This window comes from Sphaerisporangium sp. NPDC051011, from assembly GCF_040653595.1.
Taxonomy (GTDB): domain Bacteria; phylum Actinomycetota; class Actinomycetes; order Streptosporangiales; family Streptosporangiaceae; genus Sphaerisporangium.
This window is the reverse complement of record NZ_JBFAGG010000003.1, coordinates 635,828-657,399: the sequence shown is the minus strand read 5'-3', so window position 1 is coordinate 657,399 and position 21,572 is coordinate 635,828. Positions and strand designations below refer to the sequence as shown.

19 protein-coding genes and 1 CRISPR repeat array are annotated in these 21,572 nt (G+C 71.3%); of the genes, 9 read left to right on the top strand and 10 right to left on the bottom strand.

Annotation, left to right across the window (positions count from 1 at the left end):
• Positions 1 to 158 precede the first annotated feature (158 nt).
• Positions 159 to 938, bottom strand: a complete 780-nt coding sequence (locus tag AB0H21_RS10190) for a SigB/SigF/SigG family RNA polymerase sigma factor (RefSeq protein ID WP_358514126.1) — start codon at positions 936 to 938, stop codon at positions 159 to 161.
• 225 nt (positions 939 to 1,163) lie between these two features.
• Between AB0H21_RS10190 and AB0H21_RS10185 the strand changes: the two genes are divergently transcribed.
• Entirely contained in the window at positions 1,164 to 1,532 is a 369-nt protein-coding gene (locus AB0H21_RS10185; protein ID WP_358514124.1) for an STAS domain-containing protein, read from the top strand.
• Between the two features lie 18 nt (positions 1,533 to 1,550).
• Here AB0H21_RS10185 and AB0H21_RS10180 read toward each other — a convergent pair whose 3' ends face one another.
• Positions 1,551 to 2,282: a GAF and ANTAR domain-containing protein gene (locus AB0H21_RS10180; RefSeq protein WP_358514122.1), complete on the bottom strand. Its 732-nt coding sequence runs from the start codon at positions 2,280 to 2,282 to the stop codon at positions 1,551 to 1,553.
• Between the two features lie 169 nt (positions 2,283 to 2,451).
• Between AB0H21_RS10180 and AB0H21_RS10175 the strand changes: the two genes are divergently transcribed.
• The 3 genes from AB0H21_RS10175 to AB0H21_RS10165 all read left to right on the top strand — a co-directional run bounded on the left by AB0H21_RS10175 (position 2,452) and on the right by AB0H21_RS10165 (position 6,379).
• Complete coding sequence (locus AB0H21_RS10175; RefSeq protein ID WP_358514120.1) at positions 2,452 to 4,347, top strand: SpoIIE family protein phosphatase; 1,896 nt, start codon at positions 2,452 to 2,454, stop codon at positions 4,345 to 4,347.
• A 213-nt stretch (positions 4,348 to 4,560) separates the two neighbouring features.
• Positions 4,561 to 5,730: a glycosyltransferase gene (locus tag AB0H21_RS10170; RefSeq protein WP_358514118.1), complete on the top strand. Its 1,170-nt coding sequence runs from the start codon at positions 4,561 to 4,563 to the stop codon at positions 5,728 to 5,730.
• Positions 5,731 to 5,845: 115 nt separating this feature from the next.
• Positions 5,846 to 6,379, top strand: a complete 534-nt coding sequence (locus AB0H21_RS10165; RefSeq protein ID WP_358514117.1) for a hypothetical protein — start codon at positions 5,846 to 5,848, stop codon at positions 6,377 to 6,379.
• A gap of 57 nt (positions 6,380 to 6,436) precedes the next feature.
• On the opposite strand, the gene AB0H21_RS10160 is transcribed toward AB0H21_RS10165, so the two are convergent.
• Positions 6,437 to 7,348 (bottom strand): GNAT family N-acetyltransferase, encoded by a 912-nt coding sequence (locus AB0H21_RS10160; RefSeq protein ID WP_358514115.1) that lies wholly within the window; start codon positions 7,346 to 7,348, stop codon positions 6,437 to 6,439.
• A gap of 264 nt (positions 7,349 to 7,612) precedes the next feature.
• Positions 7,613 to 9,016 (bottom strand): Si-specific NAD(P)(+) transhydrogenase, encoded by a 1,404-nt coding sequence (gene sthA, locus AB0H21_RS10155; protein WP_358514113.1) that lies wholly within the window; start codon positions 9,014 to 9,016, stop codon positions 7,613 to 7,615.
• 110 nt (positions 9,017 to 9,126) lie between these two features.
• Here sthA and AB0H21_RS10150 point away from each other — a divergent pair, with 110 nt between their 5' ends.
• Entirely contained in the window at positions 9,127 to 10,233 is a 1,107-nt protein-coding gene (locus tag AB0H21_RS10150; RefSeq protein ID WP_358514111.1) for a family 16 glycosylhydrolase, read from the top strand.
• Here AB0H21_RS10150 and AB0H21_RS10145 read toward each other — a convergent pair.
• Positions 10,211 to 11,296, bottom strand: a complete 1,086-nt coding sequence (locus AB0H21_RS10145; RefSeq protein ID WP_358514109.1) for a helix-turn-helix domain-containing protein — start codon at positions 11,294 to 11,296, stop codon at positions 10,211 to 10,213. The genes AB0H21_RS10150 and AB0H21_RS10145 overlap by 23 nt on opposite strands.
• 95 nt (positions 11,297 to 11,391) lie before the next feature.
• On the opposite strand from AB0H21_RS10145, the gene AB0H21_RS10140 reads away from it, so the two are divergent.
• From AB0H21_RS10140 to AB0H21_RS10130, 3 genes are all read left to right on the top strand, one after another.
• Positions 11,392 to 12,309 (top strand): proline dehydrogenase family protein, encoded by a 918-nt coding sequence (locus tag AB0H21_RS10140; RefSeq protein ID WP_358514107.1) that lies wholly within the window; start codon positions 11,392 to 11,394, stop codon positions 12,307 to 12,309.
• 8 nt (positions 12,310 to 12,317) lie between these two features.
• Complete coding sequence (gene pruA / locus AB0H21_RS10135; protein ID WP_358514105.1) at positions 12,318 to 13,997, top strand: L-glutamate gamma-semialdehyde dehydrogenase; 1,680 nt, start codon at positions 12,318 to 12,320, stop codon at positions 13,995 to 13,997.
• A gap of 173 nt (positions 13,998 to 14,170) precedes the next feature.
• Complete coding sequence (locus AB0H21_RS10130; protein WP_358514103.1) at positions 14,171 to 15,841, top strand: alkaline phosphatase D family protein; 1,671 nt, start codon at positions 14,171 to 14,173, stop codon at positions 15,839 to 15,841.
• 202 nt (positions 15,842 to 16,043) lie between these two features.
• On the opposite strand, the gene AB0H21_RS10125 is transcribed toward AB0H21_RS10130, so the two are convergent.
• Genes AB0H21_RS10125 through AB0H21_RS10110 form a run of 4 tightly spaced genes read right to left on the bottom strand, consistent with a single transcriptional unit; the run spans position 16,044 to position 19,300 of the window.
• Positions 16,044 to 16,460, bottom strand: coding sequence for a PPOX class F420-dependent oxidoreductase (locus AB0H21_RS10125; protein WP_358514101.1), 417 nt, complete (start codon positions 16,458 to 16,460; stop codon positions 16,044 to 16,046).
• A gap of 13 nt (positions 16,461 to 16,473) precedes the next feature.
• On the bottom strand, positions 16,474 to 17,583 hold the full coding sequence (locus AB0H21_RS10120) for a M56 family metallopeptidase (RefSeq protein ID WP_358514099.1): 1,110 nt from the start codon (positions 17,581 to 17,583) through the stop codon (positions 16,474 to 16,476).
• Between the two features lie 3 nt (positions 17,584 to 17,586).
• Positions 17,587 to 18,018, bottom strand: a complete 432-nt coding sequence (locus tag AB0H21_RS10115; RefSeq protein WP_358514097.1) for a BlaI/MecI/CopY family transcriptional regulator — start codon at positions 18,016 to 18,018, stop codon at positions 17,587 to 17,589.
• Positions 18,019 to 18,076: 58 nt separating this feature from the next.
• On the bottom strand, positions 18,077 to 19,300 hold the full coding sequence (locus tag AB0H21_RS10110; protein ID WP_358514096.1) for a hypothetical protein: 1,224 nt from the start codon (positions 19,298 to 19,300) through the stop codon (positions 18,077 to 18,079).
• 136 nt (positions 19,301 to 19,436) lie between these two features.
• Here AB0H21_RS10110 and AB0H21_RS10105 point away from each other — a divergent pair, with 136 nt between their 5' ends.
• Positions 19,437 to 19,658 (top strand): hypothetical protein, encoded by a 222-nt coding sequence (locus AB0H21_RS10105; protein ID WP_358514094.1) that lies wholly within the window; start codon positions 19,437 to 19,439, stop codon positions 19,656 to 19,658.
• A gap of 67 nt (positions 19,659 to 19,725) precedes the next feature.
• Positions 19,726 to 20,342: a CRISPR direct-repeat array (repeat unit 30 nt; unit sequence GTTGCGACCCCTCGTAGGGGCGATGAGGAC).
• 189 nt (positions 20,343 to 20,531) lie between these two features.
• Here AB0H21_RS10105 and AB0H21_RS10100 read toward each other — a convergent pair.
• Positions 20,532 to 21,392: a hypothetical protein gene (locus tag AB0H21_RS10100; protein ID WP_358514092.1), complete on the bottom strand. Its 861-nt coding sequence runs from the start codon at positions 21,390 to 21,392 to the stop codon at positions 20,532 to 20,534.
• Positions 21,393 to 21,572: the final 180 nt, after the last annotated feature.

Sequence of the window (21,572 nt, the reverse complement as noted above, 5' to 3'; positions counted from 1 at the left end):
ATAACCGCCTCCAAGAGCGATCAGCCTAGGTCGTCCGGCGTCCGGGGCATCCGCGCCGAGCTCGGCGAAGGTATCCCGGGATGCCGCTTCGCGAGGGAAGTACTCCTTCGCGTAAGCCCTGTTCCGCGGGTCTGTGTGCCCTCGGAAGGGCCGCCTAATCAGCTCGCGCCGACGAGCTGCGAACGGAGCTGGTCCAGCACCTTGCGGAGGATGCGCGAGACGTGCATCTGGGAGATGCCGAACTCGGCGGCGATCTCGGCCTGCGTCATGTTGCCGTAGTAGCGCAGGAGGAGGATGTCGCGCTCGCGGTCGGGCAGCCGGTCGATCAGCGGCTTCATCGCCTCGCGGTCGACCAGCGTGGCCAGCTCGTCATCCTCATCGGGGATCACGTCCCCGAGCGCCGCGGCGTCGTCGGCGCCCATCGGGGCGTCCAGCGACAGAGTGGTGTACGCGGCCGAGGCGTCCATCGTGAGGAGCATGTCCTCCTCGGAGATGCCCATCTTCGCGGCCAGCTCGGCCACGGTGGGGAACCGGCCGAGCTCCTGGGTGAAGTCGGCGACGAGCCGGTTGAGCTCGGAGCGGCGCTCCTGGTAGAGGCGCGGCACCCGTACGGCCCAGGTGCGGTCGCGGAAGTGCCGCTTCACCTCGCCGGTCATCGTGACCATGGCATAGCCTCTGAAGCCGTACCCGAGCTCGGCGTCGAACCCGTTGATCGCCTTCATCAGGCCGACGTACGCGGCCTGGAGGAGGTCTTCCATGGGCTCACCCCGGTGGCGGTAGCGGCAGGCGATCTCCCGCGCCATGGGAAGATGCATCTCGACGATCATCTCGCGCAGCCGCGCCCCCCGCTCCTCGGTGGTGCCGGGCTCGGCCAGCTCACGCAGGAGGTCTTCGGCGGTGACGTCGGCCTGGGGGAAGACGCGGTCTTCGGCAGCCATCGCTGCTCCCTCGTATGCCTTGCAAGCGAGGCGAGAGCCGACTGAACCCATGCAGAGCCGGCATCGCCTCGCGTACCACGATCGAGACGAGGCCCTCTGCTGGACCTCGGCTCCAGTATTCCCCCCAAATCAAGAGTATTGCCACCCCCGGGGCAACAGTAATGTTGCGGATGACCCCCCGATGGGGTTGGCGCCATGCGCCAGGAAGCGGTGAGGAGGCGCGTGGTGACCATTCCAGGTAGGGCCGAATCGGCCTTGACCCTGACCTCGGCCGTTACCGAGGGCGTGCCGGTCGTGCGGGTGGGCGGCATCCTCGACGCGACCACGCGCCGGCGGTTCACCGACCGCCTGGCCGAGATCACCGGCGATCACGGGTCCGATCTGGTGCTCGACCTCGCGGGCGTGACGTTCATGGACTCGCGGGCGCTCGGCCTGATCGTGCACCACTGGCAGCGCACGATGGCGGCGCAGGGCCACTTCGCCCTGGTCGGCGTGCAGTACTCCAACTCCAAGGTGATGTGGGTGACGGGCCTGGCGCAGCGGCTGCCGCTGTACGACACGCTGGAGGAGGCGCTCGCCGCCTTCAAGAGCTGAGACCGGCCACCCCCGCCGTCAGGACGGGGCCGCGCCGCCGTGCTTGCTCTGGTGCTCGCCGACCAGCAGCCGCGCCAGGTCCGCGACCTTGACCTGGTGGTGCTGCGAGAGGCGGCGCAGCTCGTCGAACGCCGCCTCGGCCGAGCACCCGCTGGCGTGCATGATGATGCCCTTGGCCTGGTCGATCACCGACCTCCCCGCGAGCGCCTCCTGAAGCTGCGCGGCGTCGGTCAGCACCTCGTCGTACTCCGAGATGTTGGCCAGCGCCACGGTGAGGTGCTCGGTGAGCAGGGCGGCCATCGGGCCGGCCGAGCCGCCCGTGAACGCGCCCGGCCGCACCCCGTACAGGCCGAGCACCAGCGTGGCGTCCTCGATCTCGATCGGCAGCACGAGCGTCGCGCGCACACCGTGCCGGACGGCGGTCGCGGCGTACCGCGGCCAGCGCGTGTCGAGCAGCACGTCGGGCACCAGGACGTTCCTGCGGGTCGCCAGCGCCTCCAGCGACGGCCCCTCGCCGAGGGCCTGCTCGCGGTCCACCAAGGCGATCAGGTCACTGTGGGAGGCCGAGAACATGAGCCGCTCGTCGCGCCGCAGCTCGGCCGCGCCGCCGGCGCACCCCGGCACCCCGACGGCCACGGCTCCGGTGATGCCCCGCAGGACGCTCTCGATCGAGGTGCCCTCGTTGACGCGGCCGAGCGCCGCGAGGTCCCGGGCGAGGGCCGGACTGAACATGCCGCGCATCGTCTCCATCGAGATCCTCCGCTTCCGTCAGCTTCTCGGTCGTGAACGACCGAGCTTGCAGCTCCTCGCCGTCGATGCACGAGGGCAATTCCACCCGAGAGATGCCCTTGGTCGCGCGGCGCCTTCGTGACGTACCGTCTAGCAGGAAACGCCCGCGCCCGCATACGAAGGACGTCCCTTGGCCGGCCCCACCGACCTGCCCGCGCTCGAACAGGCGCTCAGCGGCCTCACGGCCCGCATCTCGTCGCTGCGCCAGGCCCGCTCGGCCTACCCCGCCGACCCGGGTCCGACGCTGGACGCGGCGCTCGTCGAGCTGGACACCGCCCGTGACCTGCTCCGGGGCGCGCTCGGCGAGCTGGGCAAGTCGCGCCGCAGGCCGGGCGGCGGCAAGGACGGCGGGAACCGCGAGCTCAAGCTGCTGCGCGCGCTCTACCGGGCGATGCCGGTGCCCGTGATCGTCCTGGACGCGACGGGCACGGTGCGGCGGGTGAACGCCGAGGCGTCCCGCCTGCTCGGCAGCCCCGACGGCTATCTGACCGGCCGCGCGTTCCCGCTGCTGGTGGACGTGTCCCGGCGGGCCGCCTTCCGCTCGCACCTGACGTCGGTGCTCCACACGGGCGAGTCGGCGGCCTTCCCCACGCGGCTGGCCCACCAGGGACGCGCCCACAATGTGCAGCTCGTCCTGACCCGGCTCCGCATGGCCGGCGAGCCGCAGGAGATGATCGCCGCGGTGGCGCTGCCCGTGGAGTCGCGCACGCCCGAGCCGGACCGCGACCAGGAGCCGGAGGCCACGCCCGACGAGCCGATGATCCTGGCGACGGCCCGCCGCCAGGAGCTGTTGTCGCAGCTCACCCGCCTCCTGCTGGACGAGGAGAGCCTCAGCCGGCCGGTGGCGCTCATCCGCTCCGGCCGCCTGCTGGCCGCGCACACCGCCGACTGGGTGTTCGCCGACGTCGTGCGCGACGGCGTGGCCCGGCGCGCGCTGGTACTCGGGCCCACCGACCAGCCGGTGGCGCGCCTGGTGCGCACCCTGGAGCGCCTCGCACCCGCCGCCGCGCCGCTCGTCTCCCACGTGCTGGAGACCGGTGGCGGCGTGGTGTACGAGATGGTCGAGGACGACTCGCTGCTCGGCGCCCTCCCGGACGGCGCGCCCGTCCTGCAGGCGACGCGGGCGGGCTCGGTGCTCAGCGTGCCGATCCGCGCGGGCGACGAGGTCCACGGCGTCCTGACGCTGCTCAGGCTGCGCGAGCGGCCCACGTTCGGCCTGGCCGACCTGGCCCTGATGGAGGACGCCGGGGCCCACATCGGGCTGGCCCTGCGCGCGCAGCGCACCTTCCAGGACCGGTCGCAGGCCGCCGACACGCTGCAGACCGGCGTGCTGCCGCGCACGCTGCCCGAGATCCCCGGGTACGACACGGCGGCGGCGTACCGCACCGGCGCCGGGCCACGCGCGATCGGCGGCGAGTTCTACGACGTCTTCCGGGTGAAGGACGGCTGGGGCTTCGCCGTCGGCGGGGTCGTGGGCCAGGGCGAGGAGGCCGCGTCGGTCACGGCGATGGTGCGCGGCGGCCTGCGCACGCTGAGCGTCTGGGAGGACGACCCGGCAGCGGTCGCCGCGCGGCTGAACGATGCCGTGGTGGTGCAGGACACCGGCATGTTCGTCATGGTCGCGGTGGGCTTCGTCACGCCGGGACGCCGAGGCGGGCGCGTCAGGCTGGCGTCTGCGGGCAACCACCCGCCCGCCGTGCTGAAGGGCGACGGCGAGGTCACCTACACCTCGGGCGGCGGCATGCCGCTCGGCATCGACATCGGCGCCGAGATCCCCGTCGAGGAGGTCGGCCTGGCGCTCGGCGACACGCTGGTGCTGTACTCCGACGGGCTGGCGGGCTCGCGGGGCCGGTCGGGGCAGGCCGAACTGGCGTACGGGGAGGGCAGGCTGACGGAGGTGCTGGCCCGGTGCGCGGCGCAGCCGGCGTCGGCGGTGGTCAAGGCCGTGGAGGAGGACCACCAGGCGTTCTCCGGCGGGCAGGTGCTGGACGAGACGACGATCCTGGCCCTGCGGCGCACCCGCTGACGGCCCCGGCGTGCCGGTGACGTATGCGCTGACCTGTGGTTTCGACGGCCGCAGGCCAAGCTTGGGCGGGACTTTCCAAGAATTCTTTTACCCGAAGGGGTTTGCGTCTTTACCGACATCGGTACACTGAGACACAGATTTCGTGCCTAAGACGCAGGCACAACTCAGTACGTTTCGCGGGCCCGTCGCGGCCCGGCTTCCCTGAGGTGTGCCGTGAAAATCGCCATCGTCTCCGTGCACGAGCCTTCCTCCGACCTCCCGGCGATCGCCCGTGAGCTCAGCGCTTCCCACCGGGTCACCGTCCACACCCGCCGTGACTCCGCCGACCGCAGGCCGCGCGCGAAGGCCGGAACCGGCGTGACGATCGAATACCTGGAGGCGGGCCCCGCACGGCGGCTCCCCGAGAACGCCGTGATGCCGCACATCTCCGACTTCAGCGCCCGGCTGCGGGAACGCTGGGACAAGGACCGCCCCGACGTGATCCACGCCCACTCCCTGTCCGGCGGCCTCGCGGCCGTGGCGGCGGCCGACGGCCTCAACGTCCCGATCGTCCAGACCTTCCACGGCAGGAGCTCGATCATGACCCGCTCCGGCGAGCGCGACCAGGCGGCGCGGGCGCGGCTGGAGCGGGCGATCGGACGCCGGGCCAACGCGGTCGTCGCCGTCTGCGCGAGCGAGGCGGGCGACCTGATCCAGCTGGGCGTGCCGCGCAGGAACATCGCGGTCGTCCCGCACGGCGTGGACGTCGAGCGCTTCCGCCGCCAGGGCCCGTCGGCCGCGCGCGGCGACCGGCCCCGCCTGCTGCACGTGGGCCGCATCCGGCCGGGCGGCGGCGCGGACCTCGCGATCCGCGCGCTGGACGGCGTCCCGGGCGCCGAGCTGCTGATCGCCGGAGGCCCCCGTCCCGACGCCCCCGAGGCCGAGCGCGACCTGGAGCGGCTGACCCTGCTGGCCAAGGAAGTCGGCGTCGAGGACCGCGTCACCCTGCTCGGCCACGTCCCCCACACCGGAATGGCCAAGCTGATGCGCGGCGCCGACATCGTGCTCACGCTGCCCGCCGCCGCCCCCAACGGCAAGGTCGCCCTGGAGGCGATGGCCTGCGGCGTCCCTGTGATCGCCACGGGCGTCGGTGCGCACCTGGACTCGGTCGTCGAGGGCGTCACCGGCCTGCTGGTCCGCCCGCAGGACCCGGCGGCGCTTGCCCGCCGCACCCGCGCCCTGCTCGGCGACCTCACCCGGCGGACGGCCCTCGGCTTCGCCGGCGCCGACCGCGCCGGTTCGCGCTACACCATAGAGCGCATCGGCCGCGAGCTCGTCCGCGTGTACGAGAACGTCACGGGCCGCGCCAAGCCCGTGGAGCCGGACGAGGTCGAGGCCGCCTGACCTCCCTCCCCGTCGAAAGCCCGTGTCGCGTGACACGGGCTTCGCCGTTTCCCGCCGTCCGCGCCTCCAGCCGGGGGCAAGCCGCTTCCAAGTCCGGCCCGCCACCATGAGCGCCATGACACATCCGAGCGCGTCCGGCTGGGCGATGGGGAAGGGCCGCACGCCCGGGCCCGTCGGCATGTACATCCTTCTCGTCTGCTGGGTGGTCCTGGGACTGACGCCCGTGCTCTTCTCCACCCGCGACCTGATGCTCGCGACCGGCAGGGCGGGCGCCCCCGGCAGCCTGACCGTCACGTCCTGCCAGGCGCTCGGCAAGGGGCGGTACGACTGCGAGGGCCTGTTCGTCCCCGACGACGACGCGCTGAAGACCAAGACCTTCCAGGCCTCGCCGGACTCACGGGCCGGTCAGAGCTACCGGGCTCGGCTCGACGTCGAAACCGGCCGCGTGGTGCGCACCGGGACCGCCGGAGTGCTGGCCCAGTTCGCGCTCATCGGCCTCACGCCCCTGGTGTACGCGGGGCTGCCGTACGCGACGATGTTCGCGCTCGGCGTCAGGCGGGGACGCCGCATCGCGGGCAGGCTCGGCGTGGTCGTCGCGGGCGCGTCCCTGGTACTGGTCGTCATCGGCGTGGCCGCTGCGTACGCCTGACCCGTCCGGCGACTCGGGTCCGCTCTTGTCGATGTCATCGGACGACGATGGCGGGCGTCAGGCGGTGTGGAACAAGAGGGTTATGGCCTCGTCGCCGAACCCGAGCCCCCGGTACAGCCGGGCGGGCACGGGGTGGGCGTCATCGCCGCGCGGGCCGACCACAGCCACGCGGGCGCCCGCGTCCCGTGCCGCGTGCAGGGCCGCCGCGCACACGGCCCGGGCCAATCCCAGGCGGCGGTGCTCCGGGACGGTGCCCGCCGGTTCGATCAGTGCCACCGCGTCGGCCTCATCGAGCCAGGCCAGGCAGAAGGCCGCCACCTCACCGTCCTCGGCTTCGGCGATCCAGTCCAGGCCGGCGCGGTACGGCCAGGCGGCGCGCACGGCGTGGTAGCTCTGCTCGGTGACCCGCGAGGGGTGGAACGCGGCGCGGTGGGCGTGGACGCGTCCCGGCACGTCCGCGTCAGTGACGGGGCGCAGCCGGTAGCCGGGCGGCGGTTCGGCGGGCGGGAGCGCGTCGAGGCTCCGGGACATGATCGTGAAGAATGGCCCCTCGCCCGCCGGGCGGTACCCGTGACGGTCGAGCGCCGGGAGCAAGTGCCGCTCGGCGCTGGACACGACCACCGTCCGATCGGCGGCCGGGGCGGTGTCGGCGAACCAGGCGAGGACCTCGTCGGCGAGTTCGGGGACCTCGGGGTCGACGGCGAGGTCGAGATGGCCCGGCGTCTCGATCCAGCCCCAGGCGAGCGTGCGCCCGGCCGCGTGCCACAGCATGGTCGGCCACTCTGGCTCGCGTCCGGTGTGCTGGAACCGCCCCCAGGCCAGGTCGCCGACGTGCCACCGCGATCCCGGCGTCCAGACGCGCGAGGTGAGCTCCTGCATCGCGCGCAGGTCGGGCGGCCCGGCGTACCAGCGGGCGCTCACCCGGCCTCGCGGACCCGGCGCGCTCACAAAGGCCGAGACGAAGGTCATGAACGAAGTCTGCCGCAGGATCCCAGCGGCACGCCTCCCAATATCCGCGACGGCCCGCAAGGCGTCCGACCGTGTCCCGCGCGGTGTCCCCATCCCCGGGCCGTGGTCAGGCGACGTCCCGGCCGGGGCTTCCCACGTGTTGCACGCCTTGGGGCCGAGGATGCGGCGCATGATCGCGCAGCATATGGTGCCTTTATTACGAAGCAGGTAACGGGCGACATTCCATGAAATGCCACCCCTCAATATGGTCCCGCCCGAAAAGGCTCAGTCGGCGAACCGCGCCATCCTGCGGATCTTGTTCATCGCGTCCAGGGCCGCCACCTTGTAGGACTCGGCCAGGGTCGGATAGTTGAACACCGCGTCCACCAGATAGTCGACCGTGCCCCCGCAGCCCATGACCGCCTGCCCGATGTGCAGCAGTTCGGTGGCGCCCGTGCCGAAGACGTGCACCCCGAGCAGCCCGCGGTCCTCCGGGGACACCAGGAGCTTCAGCATGCCGTAGGTGTCGCCGATGATCTGCCCGCGCGCCAGCTCGCGGTACCGGGACACCCCCACCTCGAAGGGGATCAGCGACTTGGTCAGCTCGTCCTCGGTCTTGCCGATGAAGCTGATCTCGGGGACGGTGTAGATGCCGATCGGCTGGAGGTGGGAAATGCCGTTGAGCGGCTCGCCGCAGGCATGGTGGCCCGCGATCCGCCCCTGCTCCATCGAGGTGGCGGCCAGCGCGGGGAAGCCGATGACGTCCCCGACCGCGTAGATGTGCGGCACGGCCGTGCGGTAGTGCTCGTCCACCGCGATGCGGCCCCGCTCGTCGGCGGACAGGCCGGCGGCGGCGAGGCCGAGCCCCTCGGTGACCCCGTTGCGCCCCGCCGAGTACATGACCGTCTCGGCCGGGATCTTCTTGCCGCTCTCCAGCACGGTGACGCAGCCGCGCGCCCGGCGCTCGACGGAGGCGACGGTCTCGCCGAAGCGGAAGGTGACCGCGAGGTCGCGCAGGTGGTACTTCAGCGCCTCCACGACCTCCAGGTCACAGAACTCCAGCATGCGGTCGCGCCGCTCGACCACGGTGACCTTGGTGCCGAGCGCGGCGAACATGGATGCGTACTCGATGCCGATGACGCCGGCGCCGACGACCACCATCGACTCGGGCACGCGCTCCAGCCGGACCATCCCGTCGGAGTCGATGATCGTGCGGTCGTCGAAGTCCACGCTGGCGGGGCGGGCGGGCCGGGTGCCGGTGGCGATGATGATCTTGTCGGCGGTGACCTTGGTGGTCTTGCCGTTCTCGTCGGCGATCTCGACGCTGTGTGGGTCAAGGAACCGGCCGCAACCGACCAGCATCGTGACGTGGTTGCGGGAGAGCTGGCTGCGGACCACGTCGATCTCGCGTCCCACCACGTGCGCGGTGCGCATGGTGAGGTCGGCGATGGTGACGTCCTCCTTCAGCCGGTAGCTCTGCCCGTACATCTCCCGCTGGTTGAGGCCTGTGAGGTAGAGGACGGCCTCGCGCATCGTCTTGGAGGGGATCGTGCCGGTGTTGATGCACACCCCGCCGATCATGTCGCGCCGCTCGACAATGGCCACTTTGCGTTCGAGCTTGGCCGCCGCGATGGCCGCCTTCTGACCGCCGGGGCCAGAACCCAGAACAAGTACCTCGAAATCCGACACAAGGCCAAGTGTGGGGCCTGCCTGTTGCAAGGTGAATACCCCGGATCCTATTGAGACGCGAATTCGCTATAACACTGGGATCACAGGAGGATGCTTGGTTTCATGGGCGCATGTCGATTCGTAGCGCATACATGATCGCAGCGGCGACGACGTTGGCGCTCTGCCCGGTCCCGGGCGAGCAGGGCCCGAAGCAGTCCCGGGAATCGCGGCCTCCCGCCGCCCGCACCGCGGCCCCCGCCTCCCCCACGTCCCCCGCGCCCACGGCGTCCCTCCCGGTCTACCCGCCCCACGCGCCGCCGGTGACGAGCCGCCCCACCGCCTCGGGCGGCGGCGCGGCCGGCCGTCCAGGCGGGAACTCGCTGGACGGGCCCCCGCCTCCCGTGTACGACCGCAGGTACGGCGGCACGCCCACGGCCTCCGCCCCTCCCCGGGGCATCGACTCTCCGGCCCCTCCTCCCGGTGGCCCCTGGTCCGCCGACCGGACGGCTCCCCCGGCCGCGACCGTCTCCCCCCGCACGAGCGCGCCGCCGGCGCCCGGCCCCACGGCGGGCGCCGGCGTGTCCGCGCAGACCGATCCCAAGTGGGGCACGCCGGTCCTCGTGGAGAACTTCGACGGCACGCAGATCGACCGGGGCAAGTGGGACGTCTACCATTCCCCCGGCGCCGCGGTGAACCCGCGCACCTCGCAGGCGACCACCGTCCACGACGGCATGCTGCACATGACCGGCGGCTTCTACGGCGGCCAGGACCTCTCCGGCGGCGTCGCCGGCCACCTGGCGCAGACCTATGGCCGCTGGGAGGTCCGGTTCCGCGGCGAGCCCGGCCGCGGGTACTCGCTGGTCACGCTGCTGTGGCCGGACAGCCAGAGCCCCGAGTACACCGAGATCGACTTCGCCGAGGTGATCGACGCGTCGCGGCAGACCGGCGGCATCTTCATCCATCGCGGCGAGTCGCGGCAGGCGCAGAGCCTCATACGCGCGGACTTCACCCAGTGGCACACGGTGGCCGTCGACTGGCTGCCGGGGCGGCTGACGTTCTGGCTGGACGGCAGGAAGACGTGGGACTACACCGGGCCGAACGTCCCTCCGGGGCGGCCGATGCACCTCACCCTGCAGAACGACGTGGTCTGCAACCAGTGGTCGCCCTGCCGGGACTCGACCACGCCGGCCACGGTGTCGATGTTCGTCGACTGGGTCAAGATCTACCGGGCGCCCTGACCCCGCGCGGGGCCGGTCCGGCGAGCAGTTCGGCCGCCTTGAGCCCGAGGTGCAGGACGAGCCGGTCCTCGCCGTCGGCGAGGTCGAGCCCGGTGACCCGCTCGGCCTTGGCCAGCCGGTAGTACAGCGTCTGGCGGTGCACGCCGAGCCGCGCGGCGGTCTCGCCGACGTGCCCGCCGCGGTCGAGGTAGGTCTCCACGGTGCGCGCGAGCTCGCCGTCCAGCGCCGCCGCCTCGGCCGCGAGGTCGGCCAGCTCCGCGCCGGGCAGCCGGGCCAGCAGGCGGTGGACGCCGAGGCCGTCCCAGCGGGCGACAGGCGCGAACCTCGGTACCCTCTGGGCGACGCGCAGCGCGAGGGTGGCCTCGCGCCAGCTCCGCCACGCCTCGCCGGGGTCCTCCCTGACGCCTCCGATGCCGGCGGCCGTGCCGTACATGCCGAGCACCCGGGACGCGACGGCCTCGGCCTGGGCGGCGGGGGCCAGGACGGCGGTGAGGGGGTCGCCGGGGTCGGCGAGGACGCCGCGGGGCAGCGTCCACAGCGGCACCACCCCGCCGGGCGCGCTCTGCACGGCGATCGCGGCGACCGGCCCCGCCAGGTCGAGCCGGGCCGCGGCGCGCAGCTCGGGGTCGGCCGACAGCAGGTCGCGCAGGCGCTCGCCGAGGTCCTGGCGGCTGCGCGCCTCGCGGGCGAGTACGGCGGCGGCCCGGTCGACCATGGGCACGACCTGCGCCAGCCGTTCGTCGCCGAGCGCGCCGGCGTCGAGCAGCCACAGGTAGCCGTAGGTGACGCCGCGGTGGCGCAGGGGCACGCAGACGCGGGCGAGGACGCCGAGGCCCTCGTCGGCGGGGATGCGCACGGGGCCCGCGGCCGAGGTGATGCCGTAGCCCTCGAAGTAGGCGCGGACCTCGTCGGTGGCGCGGCGGCGCAGGATGGAGTCGCGCCGCACGGTGTCGATGTCGCCGCTCTGCGCCGCGTAGGCGCGCATCTGGAGCGAGCGGTCCTCCAGCGTCGCGGGGGCGTCCAGCACGCGCGCGATCTCGTCCACGATTTCCTGCAGGTCCACCTGAACATTGTCATACATCTGTATGAATCGGGTGGACGCCGGGCGTGGCGGATGTCCATGGAAGCCCACTGAACTGCGGATTTAGGGTGGTTTACATGCTCGGTTCGTTGCTTCTGGCGGTCTCGCGGAGCCCTCTCGCGCGCCGCGCCGTCTCGGGATTCCCGGTCACCCGGCACGTGGTGAACCGGTTCGTCGCGGGCGAGGACGCCGGGGACGCGCTGTCCGCCGTGCGCCGCCTCACCGACGCCGGCCTGTCGGTCACCCTCGACCATCTGGGCGAGGAGACCACCGACGCGCGCGCCGCGTCCGGCACGGTCAAGGCGTACGTCGCGATGCTGGACGCGCTGCGGCCGCTCGGGCTCGGCGAGCGCGCCGAGGTGTCGGTCAAGCTGTCGGCGGTGGGTCAGCGCCTCGACCAGGGCATGGCCCTGGACCACGCGCGCGAGATCTGCGCCGCCGCCCGCGACGCCGGCAGCGTCGTGACCTTGGACATGGAGGACCACACCACGGTCGACTCCACACTGTCGATCCTGCGCGACCTGCGCGAGGACTTCCCCGCCACCGGCGTCGCCGTCCAGGCGTACCTGCTGCGCAGCGAGGGCGACCTGCGCGATCTGTCGTACGAGGGCTCGCGCGTCCGCCTGGTCAAGGGCGCGTACGCCGAGCCGGCCTCGGTGGCCCACCAGAAGAAGTCCGAGGTGGACAAGGCGTACGTGCGGTGCCTGCGCATCCTCATGCGGGGGAAGGCCTACCCCATGGTGGCCACGCACGACGACCGGCTCATCTCGATCACCGAGCTGCTCGCCGACCGCTACAGCCGCGGCCGCGACTCCTTCGAATACCAGATGCTCTACGGGATCAGGACCGACAAGCAGGAGGCGCTCGCCGTCGCCGGCTCCACGGTCCGCGTCTACGTGCCCTACGGCGACGACTGGTACGGGTACTTCATGCGCCGCCTCGCCGAGCGCCCGGCCAACGTCGCCTTCTTCCTGCGTTCACTCCGCTCCAAGTGAGGTCTTCCATGGATGCCGTCACCAACGTCCCCGTCCCGGCCAACGAGCCGGTCCACGGTTACGCCCCCGGCAGCGCCGAGCGGGCCGCCCTGGAGAGCCGCGTCAAGGAGCTGTCCGGCCCGGCGATCGATCTGACGATGACGATCGGCGGCGAGCGGAGGATGGCCTCCGGCGCCCCGATCGACGTGGTGCAGCCGCACAACCACGCGCACGTGCTCGGGCGCACGGCCGACGCCTCGGCCGCCGACGTGCGGGCCGCCGTGGACGCGGCGCTGAAGGCCGCCCCGGCGTGGCGGGCGCTGCCGTTCGAGGAGCGCGCGGCGATCTTCCTGAAGGCGGCCGACCTGCTGTCGGGGCCGTGGCGGGCGACGCTGAACGCCGCGACGATCCTCGGGCAGTCGAAGACGGCGCAGCAGGCCGAGATCGACGCCGCCTGCGAGCTGATCGACTTCCTGCGCTTCAACGTCGCGTTCGCCCGCCAGTTGCTCACCGAGCAGCCGAGCTCGTCGCCGGGCGTGTGGAACCGCATGGAGTACCGGCCGCTCGAAGGTTTCGTGCTGGCGATCACGCCGTTCAACTTCACCGCCATCGCCGGGAATCTGCCGACTTCCGCGGCTTTGATGGGAAATGTCGTCGTATGGAAGCCGTCGCCGACGCAGCAGCTCGCCGCGCACTTCACCATGCGCCTGCTGGAGGAGGCCGGGCTGCCGCCGGGCGTCATCAACATGGTGACCGGCAACGGCGCGGCCGTCTCCGAGGCGGCGCTGACCGACCCGCGCCTGGCCGGCATCCACTTCACCGGCTCCACCGCGACCTTCCAGCACCTGTGGGGGACCGTCGGCGCCAACATCGCCGGCTACCGGTCCTACCCCCGCCTGGTCGGCGAGACCGGCGGCAAGGACTTCGTGCTCGCCCACCCCTCCGCCAACCCGGCCGTGCTGACCACGGCGCTGATCCGCGGCGCGTTCGAGTACCAGGGCCAGAAGTGCTCGGCGGCCTCCCGCGCCTACGTCCCGCGCTCGATCTGGTCGGCGATCCGCGACGACTTCGTGGCCACCGCCGAGTCGCTGACGGTGGGCGACGTCGCCGCCGACCTGTCGACGTTCATGGGCGCGGTCATCGACGCCCGCGCGTTCGCCAAGAACAGGGACGCCATCGACCGCGCCCGCGCCACCGGCTCGGTCGAGGTGCTCACCGGCTCCTACGACGACTCCACCGGCTACTTCGTGCGGCCCACCGTCCTGGTCGGCTCCGACCCCGAGGACGAGATCTTCGTCAAGGAGTACTTCGGGCCGATCCTCGCCGTGCACGTGTACGACGACGGGCACTACGACACCGTGCTGGACCAACTGGAGGGCGTGTCGCCGTACGCGCTGACCGGCTCGATCATCGCCCAGGACCGGTACGCGATCACCTCGGCGACCGAGCGGCTGCGCTTCGCGGCGGGCAACTTCTACGTCAACGACAAGCCCACGGGCGCGGTCGTCGGCCAGCAGCCGTTCGGCGGGGCCAGGGCCTCGGGGACGAACGACAAGGCCGGCTCGATCTTCAACCTGGTCCGCTGGGTCAACGCCCGCGCGATCAAGGAGACGTTCGTGCCGCCGGTCGTCACGCCGCCCTTCCGGGGCGACATCCCGCAGAGCGGCTGGCAGCAGCCGAGCCTGTCGAAGCTCGGCTACTCGGAGTAGAGGCTTTGCCGGGTGCTTGGGCCGAGGAGGAGACGGACGGGAACATCCCCGGTGCCACCGGGGCGCGGCGATGGAGAAGTGTGCCCCTTTCATGACCATCTGCGTTAACTGACGGGTCATGATCGTCGGTAGGGCTACGGATGTCCCACCCGTGATCACCTTGGGAGTCCTCCGTGCCGCACCTCGATCGACGATCCTTCCTGGTCGCCGGACTGGCCGCGGGGGCGGTCGCCGCCGTCCCCGCCACCGCGGCGCTCGCCGAGCCCGCCCCCGCCGCCGAGACGGCGCGAAGCCTCGCCTCCCGGGGCCTGCGCGCCGACCCGTTCACGCTGGGCGTCGCCTCAGGCGACCCCGGCCCCGGCGGGTTCGTCATCTGGACGCGCCTGGCCCCGCAGCCGCCGGCCGAGGACGGCATGGGCGGCATGCCGTCCCGCCCGTTCGCCGTGCTGTGGCAGGTGTACGCCGACGAGCGCTGCCGCCACGTCGTGCGCGCGGGCGTCGAGACGGCGGGCCCCGAATGGGGGCACAGCGTCCACGTCGAGGTCGAGGGACTGCAGCCCGGCCGCGATTACTGGTACCGGTTCCGCCTCGGCGGGTACGTGTCACCCGTCGGCCGGGCGAGGACCGCGCCGCACCCGCTGACGTTCGGCGGACCGCTCGTCATGGCGTTCGTCTCCTGCGCGCAGTACGAGCACGGCTACTTCACGTCCTACCGGCGCCTGGCCGAGGACCATCCCGACCTCGTGCTGCACCTCGGCGACTACCAGTACGAGTACACCAGGAACACCTACACCATCCCCGGCGGCAACGTCCGCGACCACGAGGGCCCGGAGACCGAGACGCTGGCCGGCTACCGGCAGCGGCACGCCCAGTACAAGGCCGACCTCGACCTGCAGGCCGCGCACGCCACCGCGCCGTGGCTGGTCGTCTGGGACGACCACGAGGTGGACAACAACTGGGCCGGCGAGGTGCCCGAGCGGCCCGACGTCCCGCAGCCGAACTTCCTCGCCCGCCGCGAGGCCGCCTTCCGCGCCTACTACGAGAACATGCCGCTGCGCCGCACGTCCGTCCCGCGCGGCATCGACATGCAGCTCTACCGGCGGATCCGGTGGGGCCGCCTGGCGACGTTCCACATGCTGGACACCCGTCAGTTCCGCGACGACCAGGCCTGCGGCGACGGGTACCGCGACTGCCCGGCGGCCTCCGACCCGGCCCGCTCGATCACCGGGGACGAGCAGGAGCGGTGGCTGATCGACGGGTTCCACCAGTCGCGTGCCCAGTGGGACATCATCGGCCAGCAGGTCTTCTTCGGCCGGCGCGACAACGACCCCGGCCCCGCCAAGGTGACCGGCATGGACGCCTGGGACGGTTATGTCGCCTCCCGCCAGAGGATCACCCAGGGCTGGGTGGACGCCGAGGTGCGCAACGCCGTCGTCCTCACCGGGGACGTGCACGCGCACTGGGCCGGGGACCTGAAGCTCGACTACGACGACCCCGGCAGCCCCGCGGTCGGGTCGGAGCTGGTCGCCACCTCGATCAGCACGGGCGGCGACGGCGCGGACTCCGACCCCGCCGCCCACCCGTTCCTGCGGATCAACCCGCATCTGAAGTTCTACAACAACCAGCGCGGCTACGTGCTGACCAAGGTGGACCGCGAGCAGCTCACCGCCGACTTCCGCGTGGTGCCCCAGGTCCAGGTGCCCGGCTCCCCGGTGCACACCAAGGCGACCTTCGTCGTCGAGGACCGGGTGCCCGGCGTGCGGCAGACCTACCTGCGCCCGGTCGACCCCGCGCTGAGGACGACCGTCGAGGACACCGTCCAACTGGAGACCGAGCGTCCCTGACCCGCGGAACCCCGGAGGCGCCGCGGCGCCCGGCCTTCGGGCCGCCGCGTCCCGAAACCGCCCCTTCCCGCGCCACCGGGTGCGGTTGAGGAGTTCCAAGCCCCGCAGCCGCCATCGCCACCGCACGCGGTCTTCAGTCCCCGCGTTCGGACCACGGCTTCCGGACGACACTTGCGGCCCGCACCGGTCGGCCCACAGGTGCTCAGACGGCGATGTCCTTGGCGGCGATCACCTTGGCGATGCGGACCCGTACCAGGACCTCGCCCGGCGCGCCGTTGCGCCTGCCGTACTCTTCGGCGCGATCGGGGCCCATGTACCGGCCGCCGAGGACGGTGGCCCACTTCAGCAACTCCCCCAGGTCGTCCGAGAGGGTCGCCGTGCCTTCGATCATGACGAACGCGTACGGCGCCCGCTCATCGTCCACGCACACCGCCACGCGAGGGTCGCGGCGGATGCTCTCGGCCTTCTGGCCGGTGGGGCCGGTCGTGAAGATCAGATCATCGCCGTCCAGCGTGAACCATACGGGTGTGACATGTGGGCGGCCGTCGGCCCGGGTGACCCCTACCTTCCCCGTCCGCGTGCCCTCCAGCACGAACCGCCGCCATTCGCTATCACTCATCCGTTCCATAATGTCACGCTACGTCATGTCGGCCCGTACCCGGAAAGGACCAGCAGGACGGCGACGACGGCGACGAACTAGGCGTTCGCGCCGACGATGACCGTGATCTCGCCGGGCAGCGCGACCAGGTCGAGGGACTCGGAACTCCCGTACGGGAGGATGACAGGACTGGCTCGGGCAGCTCGGCTTGGTCGAGCCGATCGTCGAGTTGGTCCACTGCCACCGAGGAGCCCAGGAGTGTGATGGTGGTCAGCGCCAGCAGTCCGACGGCGATGGCGCGGCGCGGGCGTGGTGCCGGTGCCAGCAGGGCGGCCGCACGCTGGGCGACCTGTCCACCGGTGGCCGACAGGCTGACGGAGGAGGTGCCCGTGGATCCTTGGCCGAGGTCATCGGCGCGCAGCGCGGCGGCCTTGGCAAGTGCCGCACGGGCCAGCGCGCGGGCGACCAGCCGGCGGTTGCCGAGCCGGTGCGCCGCGGCTTCATCGGCGGCTCGCTCGACTGCGAACCGCACCGCGCGGGCGGTGGGGCGCAGGAGGGGGTTGGTCGCGGAGGCGAGGTGCGCCACTTGGACGTAGATGTGGTGCCGGCCGGAGACGTGAGCTGCCTCGTGGGCGAACAGCACACGGCTTTCCTCACCGTCCAGAGCGCGCAGCATGGCGGTCGTCACGACAACACGTGCGGGAGTTCCGGGCAGTGCTGGAAGCGTGTAGGCGTCCGGCACCGCACCGGGCACGATGACCACCCCGTCGGGACCCGGTACCAGTCGCCGGGCCGTGCCCGCGAATCTGACCAGCTCGCGAATCATCCGCGCGGTCGTGTGCAAACCCGCGGCGAGCAGCAGTGCGGCGCATATCCCAGCCATCGCCTCGGCCGCCACCGGCCACGGCTGTTGGGCGCCGAGCCGGCTCGCGGACCAGTTGCCGAGCCACGCCACCTCAGGTACCTGCGCAAATAGCAGGAACCCGAACGTGGTCAGCACCGTCCCCGTGCCCATGGCCACGACCACCATCGCGATCGGGACCAGTCGGACGGCCATCCCGGGCGGCAGGGTTCGCGCGATCCACGGACCGAGAAGGCCGAGCACGAGATTGACCACCAGCGGTGACCACACCAGCCACGCCACCGCTCACTCGCCCGTTGTCCGGCGGGCACTCCCCCGCCCCTGGCGACCGTCTTCGAGGCCGCGCAACAGCTCGGTGAGCAGCCGCTCGTCCTCGAGACCGAGGTCGGCGACGAAGTGAGCAAGAACACCGGCACGGTCGCTGCCCTTCCCGAGCAGACGGCTCATCTGCGCGGCCACGGCGATCGACTGCGCCGCCACGGCGTCGGAGGCCACCCGGTAGGCGTAGGCGCGGCCGGCGGGCTCGCGCTCGGCCAGCCCTCGCTTGTGCAGCCGGGCGAGGGTGGTCATGACGGTGGTGTAGGCGAGTTCGCCACCAAGCTGGGTTTGCACCTCACCAGGAGTCAGCGGTCCACCGGCCTCGGTCAGGCAATCCAGGATCTCCTGCTCCAGGACGCCCGGGGGACGCCTGCCTGACCTTCGCGGCGACTCGGTCATTCCCACCCCCAGGTCTACTACAGACCGCAATCGTAGCTTGTGCCGTAGAGGTGCGGGCTCATGCCTGCAGGTGTTTCAGGGTCGTCTCGAGGGTCTTCATCGCCGCCCCGCATCGCGCCTGGCTCGGGGAGTCGGCCCGCAACGCGGTCAGCGCCCCGTCGATCGCATCGTCCAGAGCGTGCCAGTCACTCGGCGAGCGGGGCTTGAGACCAGCCTCGGCGGCGTCCCAGGCCACCTCGAGATCCTTGATCCGGGCCTTCGCCCCAGCCAGGTCACCCTTGGCGGTGAGTGCGTTGACGTCGTCGATGATGACGGCGAAGGAAGACAGGTCCCCGAGCTTGGAACTCGATGCCTGCTTCACCCCCGCAGGGGAATCGGCGGGTTGGCCTGCGGCGCCTGCTGACATCCAACTGCCGATCCCGACGACGACCACGATGCCGGCGGCCGCCCACACCAGGTCCGCGGGCCGGCCCAGGCTAGCCCTGCCCGACTTGCCCTCGGCGTGCGAGCCCGCGCGGCTGGCCCTGGTCGCGGCCACCTGCTCGCGGGCGACCAGCACGACGATGACGGCGAAGAACAGCATGCTGGTCCTGGTCGCGCCCAGGCCGAGACCACCGAGCGAATGGTCCTGGGTCAGCAGGTCACCGACCGCGGCGCCCAGCGGGCGGGTCAGGATGTAGGCGGCCCAGAACGCCGGCACCTGCCAGGCCTCGACCCGCCACAGCACCAGCGTGATGAGGAAGGCGCCGCCGAACAGCAGCGCACCGTTGCGGAACCCGAGGCTCAACGCCTCGGTGGCCAGGTCGCCTGCCGCGGTGCCGAGCGCGAACGTGGTCAGAATGGCTGCCCAGTAGAACGCCTCCCGCCGGGGCGTGTTGATCGCGGTGATCGACAGTGTCATCTCCTGCCGATGCCAGACGATGAAGACCACGGCCAGAAGCACCGTGAACAATGCCGTGCTGACGTACAGGCTGATCCCGAGCGTGTCGGTGAGGAAGTCGGTGATCTGCGTTCCCGAGATGCTCACCAAGACCACGGACAGCCAATAGATCCACGGGGTGTGGCGGCGGGAAGACGCCTGCAGGACCAGAGCCGCCGCCAGGACGACGAACACCAGACCATCGGTCAGCACCGGGCCGAGCCCGACATTGACCGTGAGGTAGTCGGCGAACGTCTCGCCTACCGTCGTCGAGAGGATCTTGATGACCCAGAAGGTCGCTGTGACCAGGGGCACCTTGTTCGCCATCTGCCGTGGCAGAGGTGGGGCAGAGGTGGACACCATGCGCACGCTCCAGAAAGAAAAGGGGACACGGTCACTGGCGCACCAGGAACACCAGCCAGTAGATACTACTCACGCGAATAGTAGCAAGCGGTGGAATGTCCGCGGCCGCGCCGTACGGGGCGGCCTGACGGCGGCCGTGATCGAGGAACGCCTGGCCGGCGGCGAGTGCGCCTACTACACGTGCGTCCCGAGCAAGGCGCTGCTACGGCCGATGGAGCTGACGCACGAGGTGAGCCGCCTGCCGGGACTGGAGTTGCGCGGCCCGATCGACACCGCCGCCGTGCAGGCCGGCCTCGGCGGCTCCCTGCAGGACGTCCTGGACACCGCCGAGGACGCGAGAATCTACCGCAAACCCTGACCCAACCCCCAGAAGCCGCACCTCACCAGCGACTGCGTCGTGCTGCGCATGTAGAGAATTACGACATGTTACGACCCCTCGTAGGGGCGATGAGGACAGCCGCCCTCAGACTCATCGCCGCATACCAGCAGAGTTGCGACCCCTCGTAGGGGCAATGAGGACCTCGGCCCCGTGACCATCGGAGCCCGGGAGATCTAGTTGCGACCCCTCGTAGGGGCGATGAGGACCCCTGGTTCACGAGAAGTGCAGGCCGTGCGACGGGTTGCGACCCCTCGTAGGGGCGATGAGGACGGGGTGAGGCTCATCTCCAGGAGATGGCTCTCGTAGACAGTTGCGACCCCTCGTAGGGGCGATGAGGACGGCCACAACAGTGTTCGGCGCCGTTCGACCGACAGCGTTGCGACCCCTCGTAGGGGCGATGAGGACACCTGGACCAGGTGGCCGACTTCCAGTGGTTCACGTTGCGACCCCTCGTAGGGGCGATGAGGACCTGATCATGGAACTTTTTTTAGGCCCCTTGACCTGGTTGCGACCCCTCGTAGGGGCGATGAGGACAGGAGTATTCGGAGTGTCATCCGGCATAGGTGCACGTTGCGACCCCTCGTAGGGGCGATGAGGACACCGCATCGACGTCGGGGCGGGCTCCATGAAGCTGTTGCGACCCCTCGTAGGGGCGATGAGGACCCCACGGTAAAGGTGCAGGTCAGTGGGCACAATATCAGGGGTTGGGGGTGGTGTTTTGCAGTGAACCTCCGGTTGTGCAGGAAGGCCCGGAGGTTTGCTGCATTTAAGGGTAAGTGATCTTGTGGCGAGTGCCTCGCGTCTGGGGACATGTCGACAGTAGTCGGTCGACGCACACATCGCCACAGACGGTCAAGAATGCGACGGCCGGGGAACGGGGTGCGGGGAACGGGACGGGCGTGTAGGCCCAAGGTGATGTGGGGCGGTGGGGGCGGGCCGGCATTGGGTGGCGAGCCAGTCGAGGCCGGCTTGGGAGGCCAGGTGGATGAGGCGCCGTACAAATCGCTCCGCGCCGAGTCGGGTTAGACCGAACTCGCGAGCCGTCCATTGGAGCAGTTCGGTGGCGTTTTCGGGGGTGTCGGCGCTGAGGCGGGACAACAGCGATCTGTGAAGTTCGTTTCGGGGTGCCGCATGCTCGCCGGTGAGCAGTATCGCGAGAGTGTGCCGCGCCAGTTGCTGTTCTTCGCCCTGGACGTGCAGTTCTTCGGGCGTGAGTCGCGAGGCGCGGGACGGGCCGAGGAGCAGGTCGTCCTCGCCCAGATGGATGGTCGCATTGGCCGTGTGCCAGTCGGGGCGGAGCGTTCGCAGTCGAGTGAGGGCTCCGCGCAGTTCGCGCCGCGCGCCGGCGAGGTCCAGACCATGGCGGGCGAGCTGGTCAACCGGAATGTCGTAGATGTCATGGGCTCCGTAGCGCAGCCGGATGACCGCGTCGACCAGGAGCTCGAATCCGATCTCGTTCTCGCGTAGGGGGGCCGCCCAGGCGGCGGTCCGGAGATCGCGATCCGGCTTGGCGGAGGCGCCGCGACTGTGCGCGTCCTCGCGCCGGACGCGCGCCTCAAGACTGCGCAGGATGTGGTGGACGAGCTGCGCACGGGCGGCGCGGACGCCGACGGGCTCTCCCTCGCTGGGTCTTGCGCGGATGAGGCGGGCCATGTGCTCAATGGCGGTGGTGCTCGCCTCCCGCGAGGTCATCCATCGAACGATCGTCTCCATCTCACGGATCGGATCACCTCCTCGCGTCCGGGGTGGCGAACCGGCGAGGGACTGGCGCAACCTGGCGTATCCGATGAGGAGGTGATCGTGGATCGTCTGCTCGCATTCGTCGCACCAGCGCGTTCCGTCTACTCCGCTACAGGGCCTGCCGTCATGCCTGGCCCTGCGCAACGGGCCACG

Coding starts and splice junctions, on each gene's coding strand:
- AB0H21_RS10190 (WP_358514126.1), bottom strand. CDS start 938: ATGGCTGCCGAAGACCGCGTCTTCCCCCAGGCCGACGTCACCGCCGAA.
- AB0H21_RS10180 (WP_358514122.1), bottom strand. CDS start 2,282: ATGGAGACGATGCGCGGCATGTTCAGTCCGGCCCTCGCCCGGGACCTC.
- AB0H21_RS10165 (WP_358514117.1), top strand. CDS start 5,846: ATGACACATCCGAGCGCGTCCGGCTGGGCGATGGGGAAGGGCCGCACG.
- AB0H21_RS10160 (WP_358514115.1), bottom strand. CDS start 7,348: ATGACCTTCGTCTCGGCCTTTGTGAGCGCGCCGGGTCCGCGAGGCCGG.
- AB0H21_RS10150 (WP_358514111.1), top strand. CDS start 9,127: ATGTCGATTCGTAGCGCATACATGATCGCAGCGGCGACGACGTTGGCG.
- AB0H21_RS10140 (WP_358514107.1), top strand. CDS start 11,392: ATGCTCGGTTCGTTGCTTCTGGCGGTCTCGCGGAGCCCTCTCGCGCGC.
- pruA (WP_358514105.1), top strand. CDS start 12,318: ATGGATGCCGTCACCAACGTCCCCGTCCCGGCCAACGAGCCGGTCCAC.
- AB0H21_RS10125 (WP_358514101.1), bottom strand. CDS start 16,460: ATGAGTGATAGCGAATGGCGGCGGTTCGTGCTGGAGGGCACGCGGACG.
- AB0H21_RS10115 (WP_358514097.1), bottom strand. CDS start 18,018: ATGACCGAGTCGCCGCGAAGGTCAGGCAGGCGTCCCCCGGGCGTCCTG.
- AB0H21_RS10110 (WP_358514096.1), bottom strand. CDS start 19,300: ATGGTGTCCACCTCTGCCCCACCTCTGCCACGGCAGATGGCGAACAAG.
- AB0H21_RS10100 (WP_358514092.1), bottom strand. CDS start 21,392: ATGGAGACGATCGTTCGATGGATGACCTCGCGGGAGGCGAGCACCACC.